The organism is Janthinobacterium sp. GL_088 (genome assembly GCF_057837845.1).
This window is the reverse complement of the sequence record NZ_CM174453.1, coordinates 618,406-633,593: the sequence shown is the minus strand read 5'-3', so window position 1 is coordinate 633,593 and position 15,188 is coordinate 618,406. Positions and strand designations below refer to the sequence as shown.

Below are 15,188 nucleotides of genomic sequence, written 5' to 3'. Positions count from 1 at the left end.
AGCGCAAGCCTCTGCGTTAGCGGTGTTGAGGGTCTGACCCCGGTTCTTCCACCTTCTCTGCCGCAAACGCCGCCGCATCGCTCTCGAACATGTCTTCCAGTTCCTCGCGCGCCTGGCGCGTGAGGGACATGACTTTTTGCTGGTCCTGGAAGTGCGGCGCCACTTCCAGCAGGGTTTTCAGGTTATGCCGGCCAAAGATGCCGGCCGCGCGCTGCGCCCGCTCCGCGCTGAAGCCCACCTGCTGCAAGGTCTGCTCGCCCAGCAGCAGGGCCGCGGCAAACGTCTCGCGCTCGATCAGGGTCACGCCCCGCTTCATCAATTCATAGTAATGCGTGACGTTGCGCGCGCGCGCCAAAATCGTCAGTTCCGGCAGGCGCAGGCGCACGGCGTCGACCAGGGCCAGGCTGTCTTCCACGTTGTCGATGGCGATCACCAGCGCCCTGGCCTTTTCGATGCCGGCCGCCACCAGCAAGTCCACGCGCGTGGCGTCGCCATAAAATACTTTAAAACCGAACTTGCGCAGCAGGTCGATCTGGTCCGGATCGTGATCGAGCACCGTCACGCCGATTTTATTGGCTGCCAACAGACGGCCGATGATCTGGCCGAAGCGGCCAAAGCCGGCGATGACGATGGGATTGTCCTGCGCCTCGATATGGTCGTCGGGGCGGCGCTTCTTCTCGCTCTGCAGGCGCGGCGCGACGAATTTGTCGTGCGCCAGCAGCAGCAAGGGCGTGGCCACCATCGACAGGGTCACCACCACGACCAGTAGCGCGGCCGTCTCTGGCGCAAACACGTGCGCGGCCTCGGCGGCGGCAAACACGACGAAGGCGAATTCGCCGCCCTGCGACAGCAGCAGCGCAAAGAACAGCTGCTGGCCGCGGGGAATGTCGACAAACTTCGACAGCACATACAGCAAGGCGATTTTCACCGCCAGCAGGCCCGCCACCAGGGCCAGGATCAGCAAGGGCTGCGCGCGCAGCACGCCGAAATCGACGGACATGCCAACGGCGATGAAGAACAGGCCCAATAACAGGCCCTTGAACGGCTCCAGGTCGGAAATGAGCTCATGGCGGTATTCGGAGTCGGCCAGCAGCACGCCCGCCATGAAAGTGCCCAGCGCCATCGACAGGCCCACCGATTCCATCAGCACGCAGATGGCGATCACCAGCAGCAGGGCGAAGGCCGTGAAGATTTCGCGCAAGTCCGTGCGGGCGATGAAGCGCAGGATGGGGTTCACGAGGAAGCGCCCGCCGATCACCAGCGCCGCCAGCACGGCCGCCAGCTTGGCCACGCGCAGCCAGCCCGGTTCGCCACTGTGCGTGACGAGGCCGCCCAAGAGGGGCACCAGCGCGATCATGGGAATGGCGGCGATATCCTGGAACAGCAAGATGGAAAAGCCGGCGGAACCGGCCGGCGTGCTCATTAATTTACGTTCACCCAGGGTGGCCAGCACGATGGCCGTCGACGACAGCGACAGCCCCAGCGCGCCGACCAGCGCCGTGCGCCAGTCCACGCCAAAGGCCATGGCCACGGCGCACAAGCCCGCGCTGACGACGCCCACCTGCGCCCCGCCCCAGCCGAAAATCGGGCGGCGCAGCAGCCACAATCGCTTCGGTTCGAGTTCCAGCCCGATCAGGAACAGCAGCAGCACCACGCCGAATTCGGAAAAGCTGAGGATGACCTCGACGTTCTTGATCAGGCCCAGGCCCCACGGTCCGATGACGACGCCGGCCACCAGGTAACCCAGCACGGCGCCCATGCCCAGGCGCTTGGCCAGCGGCACCATGATGATGGCGGCGACCAGGTAAAACAGTATGTTGATGAGAAAGCTGTGGTGTTCCATGCGGATTCCGGAAAAACGTGATTGGAATCGCAATCATGCCTGAAGTGGCGCGCCAGCGGGGTATCAGGGTTGCGGCGCATCGATACGTGCGCGTAGTTCGTCCACATTCACGCGCTTGAGGTAGCTTTCGATATTTTTCCACACGGCGTGGTAGCCATAGCCGCCATTTTTCAGCTCGTCTATCGCCTTCTCGCGCGGCCAGCCCTGGTACAGCATGCGGTACATGGCGGCCATCATGCCCGTGCGGTCGGCGCCGTGCAGGCAGTGCAGCAGTACGGGTCCCTGCTGTCCGGCGGCGCGGATGGCGCGCATGGTGTCGATCACGTGCTTGTCGCGGATGGCCCAGGTATTGATGGGAATGCGCACGGCGCGGATGCCGCTGCCATCGAGCACCTGCGTATCGGAGTGGAAGGAGCGCAGGCTGATCACCGTCTTCACGCCCAGCGCCTGCAACTGGGCCACGTCGGCGCTGTCCAGCCTGGCGCTGCGGTACAAGACGGGCGTGACCTGGTGCAGGTTCGACACCTGCGGCAGCGGCGTGGCCCAGTCAGGGTGGCGTGGCGGCGATGGCTGTGCCCCGGCCGGCACGGCGGCCAGCCCCAGGGCGAGGGTCAAAAGTACGACATGCAACATCATGGCTTCCTTGTTATTGAAGAACGGCGTCAGCGCGCAGCACCTGCGCCAGCACGTCCAACGCGGCGCGCGGGCGGCCCAGGGCCAGCGCTTTCGCGCGCATGGCTTGCAACTGTTCAGGATGATCGAGCAACAGGCGCACGCGGTATTCCAGGGTCACGGCATCGAATGCCTTCAGGGCCACGCCCTGCTCCAGCAGATAGTCGGCATTGCGCTCTTCCTGGCCGGGAATCGGCGAGTTGACGATCATGGGCAAGCCCAGCGCCAGGCATTCCGAGGTGGTCAACCCGCCCGGCTTGGTGATCACCAGGTCGGCACACGCCATCAGGCGCTCGACTTCGCTGGTAAAGCCTTGCGCCAGCAGGCGGCCCGGATACTGGCCAGCCAGTGCCTGCAGCGCCGCCAGCGCGGCGGCGTTCTTCCCCGCCAGTACGATCAGCTGGAAGTCGCCCGGCAGCGCCAGCAGGCGCGCGGCGACCGTTTCAAGGCTGCCCAGTCCCGCCCCGCCGCCCATCAGCAGTATCGTCGTGCGCTGCGGGTCGAGGCCAAATGCCTGCGCGCTCTGCACGCGTCCGGGTGCCTGCGCAAACGCGGGCATGATGGGGATGCCCGTCACATGGATGCGTTCGACGGGGATGCCTTCGTGGCGCATGCGAAACGCCACTTCGTCGGTGGCGGCGAAATAGCCCTGCATCTGCTCGTGCACCCACATGCGGTGCAGGTCGAAATCCGTGACCTGCACCCACACGGGGCAAGCCAGCTGCTGCTGGCGCAGTGCGCGCGACAGCAGTTCGGCCGGCAGGAAATGCGTGCAGATGATGGCGTCGGGCTGGAAGGCGGCGATCTGCGCCATCAGCGCACGCGTGTTGAGGCGCTCGACGGCGCGGCGCAGGCGCTGCATCGAGCTGTCGCGCGGCGCATCGTGGGTGGCGTGATACAGATAGCCCCACAGCGCGGGCGCCTTGTTGACCAGCTTGATATACACATCCGTGTACAGCTTGCGAAAGGCGGGCGTGACGAAATCCATCACGTCGAGATGCAGAGCCTGCGCCGCAGGGCCGCCGCCACCGTGGTCATCGCGCGCCGCATACGCCTCGATGGCTTGCGCCGCGCGCATGTGGCCGGCGCCGGCCGAAACGCTCAGGAGCAGAATTTTTTGTGTCATGAAAAACCGATGCGTGAACAGGTTGCGCGTGGATGCGGAAGATGCATAGTCAGGATAACATCGCTGCAGGCTGGCCGACTTGATCTGGTCCTGCGCGCGTGCACGCTAGCCAATGACGGGGACAGGCAGGGCCGACACTTTCCAGCTGCCTTTGAGCTTGCGTTCCATCAGGGCCGGCAAGGCGCTGGCGTCGGGCGCGCCTTTTTTGGTGAACGCCACCGGCACCAACAGATAGATGGTGACCTTGTCATCGTCGGCGATGTCGTCTTCCTCCGGCGCCGGATTCCAGCGCTTGTCGATGGCCAGCAACGCATCGACGCCGTCCGGCCAGGCCAGGTCCGCCAGGTGTGGATCGTCGCGCCGCAGCAGCTCGCCCGCCGCCAAGCTGGCCAGGTCGAGCGTGCGCCGTCCCAGGCGCGCCAGCAGCGCCACCGGAAAGCGCCAGGGGCTGTGCTCCGCGAAGCCATGCACGGTCAGCGGCCAGCGGGCCGGCAGGCAGATGGCCAGTTCGGTCATCGGCGATTGCTGGAACAGGCCGGCCGTAAACAACAGCTTGAAATCGCGCTTGCCGCCGATGCAGCTGATGCCCAGCGAAAAGCGCGCGTCGCCGCTGTCCGGGCTGAACACGGCCGGCAGCACCCAGCCGGCGCTGTTGTGCATGAAGGTGCGGATCGCTTCCTGCGGCGAGGCGGCCGCTTGCTGCGGCACGTCGAGTATGCTGACACCGCCGGCGGCAGCGAGCAATCGGGCGATGCCGGGGAAGCCCCAGCCGGTGGCGATATCGACCGGCGCCTGGTTCCAGCGCGTATGCAGGCGGTTCGGATTGGCGCCCCGCTGCAGCAGCAATGCGACCACGTCCTGGTGGCCGCCAACGCAGGCACTGTCCAGCGGCGACAGTATATTGTCCGGCAAGCCATCGACGGCGGCGCCCTGCTCGAGCAGCCAGCGGCAGGTATCGAGGTGGCCATGGCTGGCCGCCGCATCCAGCGGCGTAAGGTTGCGGTAACCGGGCAGGGGCAGATCGACGTCCATGCCCAGCGATACGAGCAGGGCGCAGACCTCGCGGCTGCCGCCGGCCGCGGCCAGATGCAGCAGCGATTCGCCGTCATCCATGTTGTAGCGGCGCAAGGTCAGCAGCGGCGGCGTGGCCTCGAGCAGGCTGCGCACCTGTTCCACCTGATTCTCGCCGACGGCGTCGCAGAGGCGAAAAAACGCCTCGCGGTACTGGTTGTAGAGTGTCTTGTCGACCATGCATGTTCCCTGCTCGTGGTGGCGGCGCCAGCATCGAGCGGAGAATAGCATTTTCTTTCGATTAATCTGCGCGATTTGACAACTTCGGTGTGCACCGTGCGGCGACGCGCGTATTGGCGTTACAAATCCATGAAACTGACAGGCGCGACGTCGACGCGCATGACCGGATACAGATTCAGCCGCTCATCCCACGAGGCGTGGCGGCGGGCGAAAAACTCCAGGCGCGCGCGTGGATTCTTTGCAAACTCGGGCTCGTCGGCCAGCTTCTGCCGGAACTGCGCCGCCAGCGCCGGATCGGCCGCCAACTGCGCGCGCGCCACATCCTCGGCCACATAGTCCTCCATGTATTCCTTGCGCTCGAACGCCGTGTTGAAGCTGCCCCAGGCCAGCAGCGAGTCGGGCGCGCGCGGTTCGAGCAGCGCCACCACCAGGCGCGCCTTCGGCTGGTTGACGGGCACGTACAGCGCGCCGGCATCGACGAGGCGCTCCTCTTTCTGCCACTCGCCCTGTACCGCCGCCGTCTGGCGTCCCTCGAACGACTGCGCGCCAAACTTGACGGCAGTGGCGCGGAAGACTTCCACATTCTGCCGGGCGAAGATGCTGCGCATTTCCTTGTAGGCGATGCCGTGCTGGCGCAGCTTGGCGCCCACCATGGCCGCCTCCGCGCGCGGCACCAGGTAACCGGCCTTCGGTGCGGCCAGCTGCAGGTCAGGCACGATCTCGTCGCGCAGCGGCACATTCCAGATCTGCGGTGTCTTTTCGTCATAGCGCGTCATCAGGGCGCCCGACACCTCGGACGGCGTGCGCGTATACGCATAGCCGCGAAACGCGATCATGCGGCTTTTCTCCGTGGTCTTGTAGCTGAGGGGCAGCGCACTGCCGGCCAGCTGCGTCGCCCGCTGGTCCGCCTCCGTGGCGGTTTGCCGCCACTGCGCGCCATGCTGCGCCATCTGCGAAAGAAGGGAAATGATGGTGTTGCGCGTGATGCGCACGCGGGTCGGGTAGTCCTTCCACGAGTGGGTTTCCACCAGCACGCCGAAACGGTTACGCAACAGGAAATAGCCGTGCGAAAAGCGCGGGTTCGGCGTCGAATCGACAAAACCCGACTGCGGATTGTCTTCTTCGGCAAATGACATGTAGAACGGCTTCGGATCGGAACCCTGCTTTGCCAGGTCGGCCAGCACACCGTCGCGCAGCGCCGTTCCCGCCGCGCGCAAGGCCGCATCGCCCGCATGCACGGGTTCGACCTGAATCGAGATATCGGGTTCGAACTGGGCGCCATCGGTGACGTGCAGGTCGACATACGCCAGCGGATCCCAGGCGTTCACCAGCGCCAGCATGTGCTGCATTTCGGGCGTATCGGCCTTCATGTATTCGCGGTTCAGATTGTAGTTTTGCGCCGTGCTGCGCCAGCCCATTTCCACGGGGCCGCGCTGGTTCGGACGGTTCCACTGGCCGAAGCGCTCATGGCCATCGACATTGAAGACCGGCACGAACAGCAGCACCTGCTTGTCCAGCGCGCCGGGCGCCGCCTTGCCCTCCAATACTTCGCGCAAGGCCAGGAAACCTGCATCCTTGCCGTCGATTTCCCCCGCATGGATGCCACCCTGCACCAGCAGTACCGGTATCTTGCGCAGCCTGGCCGCGTCCGGCGTCAGCGCACCCGTGTTGGAAACGGCCAGCGCCAGCATGGGGCGGTTTTCCGGCGTGCGGCCAAATTCAAAGCAGCGCACCTGTTTCGGACGGTGCTCCTCGAAGCGCCGGCACAAGGCTTCCACTTCCTCGTAGCGGCCCGTATTCTTGAAGCCCGAGTACTCGGCCACCGTTTTCAGGGAAGACAGCCGCATATCGCGCGCGGCATGCGCATTGACGGCAAACAGGGAAAACAAGGCGGCGGACAGCAGGGCGTGGCGTAGCATGGGTCAAACTCCATCGAGAGAGGACAAGCGGGCAATTATAGAGTGGCGGTCAGGTAAAAACGCCGTGGCAAATAAAAAAGCCGGAACAGCGTCAGCTGCTCCGGCCTTGCTCTGGCAAGCGTGAATTACGAGCCAAAGTGGTAGTTGAATTCGACCCATCCCTGGCGGCCTTGCGGGCTGTAGTTACCGATCGGGTAGTACGGCCAGCCGTTGCTGGTATCGCGCTTGATCTTGTCGAACACGTTGTTGACGATCAGCGACACGGTGGCGCGGTCGTTGATGCGGTACACGGTGCTGATGTTGGCCAGCGCCGTCGGCGTCAGGTAGCCCTTGCCGGCAGAGTTAGGCACCTTGCCGTAGCGGCTGACCAGCAAGGTATTCGACCAGTCGCCTGCGCCCCAGTTGACGCTCAGGTTCAGCTTATCAGGCCAATCCCTGTTCGTCATCGATTTGGTTTCATCGGTCTCTGCGTCACCGGCGAATTGCTGCGATTTCTTGCTCAGCACCCGCGCGTAGTTGGCCTTGAAGGCGAAGCGGCCATAGTCTGTCGTGCGCAGCAAATACTTCAGGCTGACGTCGATGCCGCTGCTGCTTTGCTTGGCCGCGTTGATCGGATTGACGGTGATGGTCTTGATCTCACCCGCCTTGTTCAAGGCATTGGCCGCGTAGCGCTCGATGCGGCCCAGGGTGTCGATACAGGTCGGCGAGCCAATGTCGGCCTTGCCCAGGCGGCAATCGGATTCGTCGCGCAGCAGCTTGTCGGCGTCCAGGTTCGTCACCAGGTCGTCGATCTTGATGTTCCAATAGTCGACCGAGACGTCGAAATTGGCACTCGGCGACCAGACGGCGCCCACGCCGAAGGACTTGCCCTTTTCCGACTGCAGGTCGCGGCTGCCGTTCTGCACGTAATCGGCGCCCGGCGATTTATTCGCGTACTCGCAGCCGTCGATGGCCTGTCCGGCGGCGTCGCAACGGTAGTAGTCGGTGGTGCTCGCATAATAGCCTTTGCCGCGGGCCTGGTAGATGTAGTTCATGTCCGGCGCGCGGAAGCTGGTGGCGTAGTTGGCACGGAACAGCAGGTCCGGCGTCGGGCGCAGTTCCAGCCCGCCGTTGTAGGTGAACTTGCCTTCCTTGCGGCCGGCAAAGCTGTAGCGGTCATAACGGCCAGCCACGGTAGCGGTCAGCTTCTCATGCAGCGGCACATTCAATTCCGCGCCCAGCGCATAGCGCGAACGGGTGCCGGCCGTGGTGCCCGAACCGGTAGCGATATTGAAATAGCCCTGGTCGATGCGCGCGTCGGGTTCGTTGCTGAAGCCCTGCTTGCTCGCCTCGGCAATCGTGGCGACTTTCACCGTGCCGGCAGGCAGCTGGAACAGGTCGCCATTCGTAGCCAGGCTCAGGGTATTCGTCCAGGCCTTGTCACGGCTGTCGCTGTAGCCCGTAATGCTGTCGAATTCGGCAGCCGTCAGGCGGCGCGACAGGCGCGCCGCATCCGGCGCGTAAATGGCCACGCCCTTGGCATCCGTGCCCAGCTTGGGTCCCAGGAAGAAGCTGTCGATGTTCGACAACATGCGCGGCGTATGGCCTTCGCTCTTGTAGATGGAAGCGTTGTAGTTGGCTTCATACTGCCAGGCGGTGCCAGAAATACGGCCCTTGGCACCCAGCGAGATGGCCGTGGCCAGGTCCTCCCAGCTGCGGTTGTAGCGCTGCACGCCGCCGATTTCCTCGGGCGCCATGAAGCGGGTCCACTCTTCGTAGGCGCCGGTGTTCTGGTTCAGGAAAGAGCCGCCGTTCAGCGATGCCGAGGTCCACGACGGGCCGCGTGTATTGTTGACGGTCTTGTTCTTGCCAAGCAAAAAGTCGGCAAACAGGGTCGTATCGGCATCAAGCTCGTAATTGGCGCTGCCGAACACGTTCTGGCTGCTGTTCTTGGTCTGCGTGGTCCAGTAGGTCGGACGGGCTTTCGGGCTGGCGCAATAGCTGCCATTCTTCGCCTGGTACTTGACGACGCTGCCGCCGAACATGTCGCCGAACTGGTTGCAGGTGTCGCCCAGGTCGACATAACTGCCGGACGTGCCGGAGGCCTGGGTGCGGCGCGAAGCAACCGTGGTCGGCACGCCGGAGCGGCTGGTCATGAAGTCGCGGTCCATGCTCCACAGCGGATCGCGTTCACTCAGCTCCACGCTGAACAGGGTATGCAGCTTGTCAAAATTGCCGCCGCCCGTCAGTTGCACGCGCTGGTTGCCGGCGCCGCCGCGCGAGGTACCGCCAACCTTGACGTTGATATCGAAGCCTTCCGCCTGTTTTTTCAGGATCACGTTGACCACGCCGGCGATCGCGTCCGAGCCATAGATGGCCGAGGCGCCGCCGTTGAGGATCTCGATGCGGTCGACAATGCTAGCCGGGATGTTCGCCAGGTTGGTGAAGTTGACGGCGCCGTCATAGGCGATGGGGAAGTCGGCCAGGCGGCGGCCGTTCAGCAGGATCAGGGTATGGTTCGGACCGAGGCCGCGCAGACTGATGGTATTGGCCGACGGCGTGAAGGTATTGCCGTAATCCTCGCCTTGCGTAAAGCCGCTGTTCTGCACCTGGCTGGTCAGCGCGTCAAAGACGTTCTTGTAGCCCTGCTTGGTGATTTCATCGCCGGTCAGGATGGTGACGGAAGACGGGCCTTCCAGGCTGGCGCGGGGAATGCGCGAACCGGTGACCACGACGGCTGGCGGGGTGGCCGCCGGCTGCTGATCCGCTGCGGGCGCTTGCGTTTGCGCGTGCGCCTGCCATGCGGTGCCGCCCAGGATGGCCAGTACGCCAAGGCTGAGCGGGGTTAACTTGAACTGTTTCGACATCGTTGCGCTTCTCAAGGTGGGAGAAAAGCGGCAAGATAGCAAAATGCCAGTCATTCCAGAACGAATGGATTCATCTTTCTATATACCGAAATTGTTATATAGAAAGATTCATGAGCAGGAAAACGCCACGCACCTGGCTCGACACATGGCAGGAACATGCGCCTTAACGGCGCATGATGGCAATTTCCTTGTGCAATGGCCGTAACAGGCGCGTAGCCGTGTCGGCCGGACTCTCGATCGAACTCAACAGCCTGATGGCGCCCGTGGCCGGCGTGCAGCTGCCGCTGCTGCGGTAGCGCAGCGCCGCCGCCAGCATGCCTTCCGCCGGATCGCCCAGCTGGTGCTGGTAATCGTCGGCCACGTCGCAGGTCGGCGCCATGCCATCGGCAAAGTCGCCGAAGCCCTTGGCATTGACGCCCTGGAACTGCACGGCAAAATACGTGGTGCCGCAATTCGGCGCGGGAAAGAAACCGTAGGGCTTGCCGCACGTCGTGCCGCCGATCAGGTTGACTTGCACGTCCACGCCGCGCAAGCCGTTGATGATCGCTTCGCTGGCCGAACAGGTATTGCCGGTTGTCAGCAAGGTCACGCGCTTGAGACCCAGGGACGGCAACGGCGTTCCCTTGGCGAGGGGATTCGGGCCGCCGAAGCCCTGGCTTTGCGCATGGAATGGCACGGGCGCTTCCGGCCGGGTCTTGTCATTGAAGAGCACCTGCTCGAAGGTCTTGCCGGCAGTAACTTGCGGGCCGGCAATCATGTAGGCGAGTTCGCTGGCGACATCCAGATAACCGCCGCCGTTGTAGCGCACATCGAGCACCAGGTCGCTGATGCCGGCCGCCTGGAAGCGGGTCATGGTCTCGACCAGTTGGCGTTCAGCCACGTTGTTATGCGTATTGAAGGTCAGGTAGCCCACCTTGCCCGTGGGCGTGTCGATGATGCGCTCGTTCTGCACGGCGCTGGTGTTCACGTCCACCGCCGTCAGGCTCCTGGACAGGGGCGCGCCGTTGCGGCTGAATCCCAGCGTGTGCGTGCCTTGCGCCGTGGGGAACAGGCCCGCGTTGAGGATATTCACGCTGGCCGTGTCGGGGGCATGGACGAAATCGACGCCATCGACGGTTTGCAGCACGTCGCCACGCCGCAAGCCCGCCAGGTCGGCTGGCGAGCCTGGCTCGATGATCGAGATCACGGCCGTGCGCGGCGGCGTGGTGCGCGTCAGCGCCAGCAGCATGCCGTAACCGAGTTCCACGCCGTTGAGCGAGTCTTCCCACTCTGCCGTCGACAAGGTGAAATGGAACTGGTCCTTCGGTTTGCCGGATGCCGTCGTGGCCGTCGTTTTCAGCACATCGAAGTACGCCTTGGCCGTGGTGAAGCTTTGCGGCTGGTAGGTGGTCGGCACTTCGCGGTACCACAGATACGTTTCATCGATCCAGCTGCGCACCCACGTCTGCTCATCGAGCAAGCTGCCCGGCTTGTCGATACTGCTGCCGCTGCGCGGCGCCTCGCAGCGGTTCGCCACCGTCGAGGAAGCGACCAGCGCCGTCGGGCCCGTCGGCGTCACGGGCGGCACGACAGGCGCGCTGTCGCTGCCGCCGCCTCCGCCACAGGCACTCAACAACAATACGAGAGGAACGGCCAGGGACGAGAGGCGCAGGGCAGGCATGACGAACTTTCCGAAAAGAAATTATCGAAAAATTATAAGACTTTTTACAAACAGGCGTTGTTTTCTTTGATACAAAAAAAATGGCGCCCGCAGGCGCCATTGCTACAGCGTGAAGTTCACCGCATCACGCCACGGTGGCCGCCACGGGCGCCGCCACGACGGGCGGCAGCGGCGTCGGCGCGTTAAAGGCGATCAGCAAACTGGCTTCCTTCTCTTTCGCCGCCTTCAAATGACGCTCCTTCACGTGACCATAGCCGCGGATGTCTTCCGGGATGCTGGCGATCGCCACGGCTTGCGCCAGCTTGGCCGTCGTCAGTTTCGGCAGCAAGCCGCCCACCGTCGCGCGGTATTCGAGAATCAGCGCACGCTCCATCTTGCGCTCGGCCGTATGGCCGAACACGTCGAAAGCCGTGCCGCGCAAGCCCTTGAACTTGGCCAGTACGCCGAACGCCTTCATCATCCACGGGCCGAATTCCTTCTTCACCAGGTGGCCCTGGGCGTCCGTCTTGGCCATGATCGGCGGCGCCAGGTGGAACTTGAGCTTGATGTCGCCTTCGAACATGGCGGCGATCTTCGCCTGGAAGGCGCCGTCCGTGTACAGACGCGCCACTTCATACTCGTCCTTGTACGCCATCAGCTTGTAGAAGTAGCGGGCCACGGCTTCCGTCAGACGCAAGTGCGGGCCATTCAGGGCGCTTTCGGCGGCGCGCACCTGTTTGATGAAGTCCAGATACTGCTGCGCATACGCGCGGTCCTGGTAGGCCGTCAGCAGGGCCACGCGTTTTTCGATCAGGTCGTCGAGCGTTTCGATGCGCTTGAATTCCACCACTTTCGCCGGTGTGGTCATGCGCACCAGGCTGGCCGTATCGTGAGCGCCCGCGCGGCCCCAGTTGAAGGCGGCCTTGTTGAACGCCACCGAGACGTTGTTCAAGTCGATGGCCTTCATGATGGCCGCTTCGCTCAATGGCACCTTGCCCTTTTGCCAGGCATAGCCCAGCATGAACATATTCGTGGCGATCGAGTCGCCCATCAGCGCCGTGGCGATCTGGCCCGCGTCGATGAAGTCCACGTGGTCGCTGCCGCACGCCTTTTCGATTTCCATGCGCGCGGAAGCACCGGGGAATTGCCAGTCCGGGTTCTTCACGAAGGCGGCCGTCGACGAGCTGGTCGAGTTGATCATGGCCCAGCTGCGCCCTTCGCCCATGCGCGACAGCGCGTCACGGCTGGCCGTGACGATCAGGTCGCAACCGATCACCAGGTCGGCCGCGCCCGTGCCGACGCGCGTCGAGTGGATGTCTTCCTGGCGGTCCGCCAGACGCACGTGCGACATCACGGGGCCGCCTTTTTGCGCCAGGCCGCTCATGTCGAGCACGGAACAGCCCTTGCCTTCCACGTGGGCCGCCATGGCCAGGATCTGGCCGACGGTCACCACACCCGTGCCGCCGATGCCGGTGACCAGGATGCCGAACGGCTCGGCCGTCGAGGGAATGTTTGGCGTCGGCAAGGCCGGCACGGCTGGCGCGTCCTTGTCGGCGGCAGCTGCCTTCTTCGGCTTTTTCAGGCCGCCGCCTTCCACCGTCACGAAGCTGGGGCAGAAACCCGTCGTGCACGAAAAATCCTTGTTGCAGGACGACTGGTTGATCTGGCGCTTGCGCCCCAGTTCCGTTTCCAGCGGTTCCACCGACAGGCAGTTAGATTGCACGGAGCAGTCGCCGCAGCCTTCGCAGACGGCTTCATTGATGACGGCGCGCTTGGCCGGATCCGGGTATTCATTGCGTTTCCGGCGGCGGCGTTTTTCCGAGGCGCAGGTCTGGTCGTAGATCATGGCCGACACGCCCGGCATGTCGCGCAGTTCGCGCTGCACATCCATCAGTTCCGAACGGTGGCGCACGGTGACGCCTTCCGCCCAGGCGTAATCGTCCGGGTATTTTTCCGGTTCGTCCGTGACGACGATGATGGGGCCCACGCCTTCGGCGGCGATCTGGCGCGAAATGATGGCCGGAGACAAAGGACCGTCGAATTCCTGGCCGCCCGTCATGGCTACCGCATCATTGAACAGGATTTTATAGGTGATGTTCACCTTGGCCGAGACGGCGGCGCGGATGGCCAGGATGCCCGAGTGGAAATACGTGCCGTCACCGAGGTTGGTAAACACGTGCTTTTCATTCGTGAACGGCGCCTGCCCCACCCACGTGACGCCTTCGGCGCCCATGTGGGTAAATGTCGACGTTTCGCGGTCCATCCACAGCACCATGTAGTGGCAGCCGATGCCGGCCAGCGCGCGCGAGCCTTCCGGCACTTTCGTGGAACTGTTGTGCGGGCAGCCGGAGCAGAAGAACGGCGTGCGGTCCTTTTGCGGATCGGGTTTCACGCTGATCGCTTTGAGCACATTCTCTTTGGCTTCCAGGTAGGCGATGCGCTCCTTCACGCGCTGCTCGACCGGGTGGCCCGCGTAGTAGCGCGAGATACGGCTGGCAATCGCGCGGGCGATCATGGCCGGGTTCAGCTCATACGTGGCCGGCAGCAGCCAGTCGCCGTGGCCGGTGCCCTTCTGGTTGCTCCATTCGCCCGTGTCGTCGAACTTGCCGACCACGCGCGGACGCTCGCCGTCTTTGAGGTTGTAGAGTTCTTCCTTCAGCGCGTATTCGAGGATTTGCCGCTTTTCTTCCACCACGAGGATTTCATCGAGGCCCTTGGCAAATTCGTGCACGCCGTCCGCTTCCAGCGGCCAGGTCATGCCGATCTTGTACAGGCGGATGCCGATGTCGGACGCCGTCTGCTCGTCGATGCCCAGGTCGGCCAGCGCCTGGCGCGTGTCGAGATACGATTTGCCGGCCGTGATGATGCCGATGCGCGCCTTCGGGCTGTCCCAGATGATTTTATTGAGCTTGTTGGCACGCGCATACGCCAGCGCCGCATACCATTTATAGCTGTTCATGCGTACTTCTTGTTCCAGCACCGTGTCGGGCCAGCGGATGTTCAAGCCGCCGGCCGGCATCTCGAAGTCCGTCGGCAAGGTGATCTGCACGCGGTCCGGGTCGAAATCGACGGCGGCGCCCGACTCGATGATGTCGGTCACGCATTTCATCGAGACCCATAGTCCCGTGTAGCGGCTCATGGCCCACGCGTGCAAGCCATAGTCGATGTATTCCTGCACCGACGACGGGTACAGCACGGGGATGCCGCAGGCATTCAGGATATGGTCGGACTGGTGTGCCGTGGACGAGGATTTGGCCGCATGGTCGTCGCCGGCCAGCACCAGCACGCCGCCATGCTTGGCGGAACCGGCGTTATTGGCGTGCTTGAACACGTCGCCGCAGCGGTCGACGCCGGGGCCCTTGCCGTACCACATGCCGAACACGCCGTCGTATTTGGCGTCTTCGAACAGATTCGTTTGCTGCGTGCCCCAGACGGCCGTGGCGGCCAGGTCTTCGTTCAGGCCAGGGTGGAATTTGACGTGGTGTTCATCGAGGTATTTCTTGGCCTTGATCGCCGTCATGTCGACGGACGTCACAGGCGAACCGCGGTAACCGGTGATGTAGCCGGCCGTATTCAGGCCAGCCTTCAGGTCGCGCTCGCGCTGCAGCATGGGCAGGCGGATCAGCGCTTGCGTGCCCGTCATGAAGGCACGGCCACGCTCCAGCGTGTATTTGTCGTTTAGCGAAATTTCAGACGCGTGCGCGCCCGGCTCAAGACTCGAGCCCTTGATTGGTGCATTCATTACTTGTCTCCATTATTCTCTGTGCTACGCGTGCAAAGTCGGTTGAACTCACACGTACCGGCTGTGCCTTGTGGACAATGCCGGTGCGGAAAAATGACTTGTTTGTCGTAGACTACCACAGGAATGCGCGCAGTTCTTTGCTGCGCTGCA

8 protein-coding genes are annotated in these 15,188 nt (G+C 63.6%); all 8 read right to left on the bottom strand.

Going from position 1 to position 15,188, the window contains the following annotated elements:
• Nucleotides 1–16: 16 nt before the first annotated feature.
• The 8 genes from kefC to AC3IQ7_RS02765 all read right to left on the bottom strand — a co-directional run bounded on the left by kefC (nt 17) and on the right by AC3IQ7_RS02765 (nt 15,038).
• Nucleotides 17–1,843, bottom strand: a complete 1,827-nt coding sequence (gene kefC, locus AC3IQ7_RS02800; protein WP_489208316.1) for a glutathione-regulated potassium-efflux system protein KefC — start codon at nt 1,841–1,843, stop codon at nt 17–19.
• 63 nt (nt 1,844–1,906) lie between these two features.
• The gene (locus AC3IQ7_RS02795) at nt 1,907–2,479 is read right to left on the bottom strand and encodes a dual specificity protein phosphatase family protein (RefSeq protein WP_489208315.1); all 573 of its coding nucleotides are present in this window, start codon (nt 2,477–2,479) and stop codon (nt 1,907–1,909) included.
• Nucleotides 2,480–2,489: 10 nt separating this feature from the next.
• Nucleotides 2,490–3,641, bottom strand: a complete 1,152-nt coding sequence (locus tag AC3IQ7_RS02790) for an MGDG synthase family glycosyltransferase (RefSeq protein ID WP_489208314.1) — start codon at nt 3,639–3,641, stop codon at nt 2,490–2,492.
• A gap of 105 nt (nt 3,642–3,746) precedes the next feature.
• Entirely contained in the window at nt 3,747–4,892 is a 1,146-nt protein-coding gene (locus AC3IQ7_RS02785; RefSeq protein WP_489208313.1) for an ankyrin repeat domain-containing protein, read from the bottom strand.
• 119 nt (nt 4,893–5,011) lie between these two features.
• Nucleotides 5,012–6,811 (bottom strand): M14 family metallopeptidase, encoded by a 1,800-nt coding sequence (locus tag AC3IQ7_RS02780; protein ID WP_489208312.1) that lies wholly within the window; start codon nt 6,809–6,811, stop codon nt 5,012–5,014.
• 125 nt (nt 6,812–6,936) lie between these two features.
• Nucleotides 6,937–9,657, bottom strand: a complete 2,721-nt coding sequence (locus tag AC3IQ7_RS02775; RefSeq protein WP_489208311.1) for a TonB-dependent receptor plug domain-containing protein — start codon at nt 9,655–9,657, stop codon at nt 6,937–6,939.
• 163 nt (nt 9,658–9,820) lie between these two features.
• A complete protein-coding gene (locus tag AC3IQ7_RS02770) occupies nt 9,821–11,317 on the bottom strand; it encodes a S41 family peptidase (RefSeq protein ID WP_489208310.1) in 1,497 nt (498 codons plus the stop codon).
• A 124-nt stretch (nt 11,318–11,441) separates the two neighbouring features.
• Nucleotides 11,442–15,038 carry an indolepyruvate ferredoxin oxidoreductase family protein gene (locus tag AC3IQ7_RS02765; RefSeq protein ID WP_489208309.1) on the bottom strand — a complete coding sequence of 1,199 codons (3,597 nt, stop codon included), beginning with the start codon at nt 15,036–15,038 and terminating at the stop codon, nt 11,442–11,444.
• Nucleotides 15,039–15,188: the final 150 nt, after the last annotated feature.

What these genes read in the sequence shown, in the direction of transcription:
- kefC (WP_489208316.1), bottom strand. Translation starts at nt 1,843, where the DNA reads ATGGAACACCACAGCTTTCTCATCAACATACTGTTTTACCTGGTCGCC.
- AC3IQ7_RS02795 (WP_489208315.1), bottom strand. Translation starts at nt 2,479, where the DNA reads ATGATGTTGCATGTCGTACTTTTGACCCTCGCCCTGGGGCTGGCCGCC.
- AC3IQ7_RS02790 (WP_489208314.1), bottom strand. Translation starts at nt 3,641, where the DNA reads ATGACACAAAAAATTCTGCTCCTGAGCGTTTCGGCCGGCGCCGGCCAC.
- AC3IQ7_RS02785 (WP_489208313.1), bottom strand. Translation starts at nt 4,892, where the DNA reads ATGGTCGACAAGACACTCTACAACCAGTACCGCGAGGCGTTTTTTCGC.
- AC3IQ7_RS02780 (WP_489208312.1), bottom strand. Translation starts at nt 6,811, where the DNA reads ATGCTACGCCACGCCCTGCTGTCCGCCGCCTTGTTTTCCCTGTTTGCC.
- AC3IQ7_RS02775 (WP_489208311.1), bottom strand. Translation starts at nt 9,657, where the DNA reads ATGTCGAAACAGTTCAAGTTAACCCCGCTCAGCCTTGGCGTACTGGCC.
- AC3IQ7_RS02770 (WP_489208310.1), bottom strand. Translation starts at nt 11,317, where the DNA reads ATGCCTGCCCTGCGCCTCTCGTCCCTGGCCGTTCCTCTCGTATTGTTG.
- AC3IQ7_RS02765 (WP_489208309.1), bottom strand. Translation starts at nt 15,038, where the DNA reads ATGAATGCACCAATCAAGGGCTCGAGTCTTGAGCCGGGCGCGCACGCG.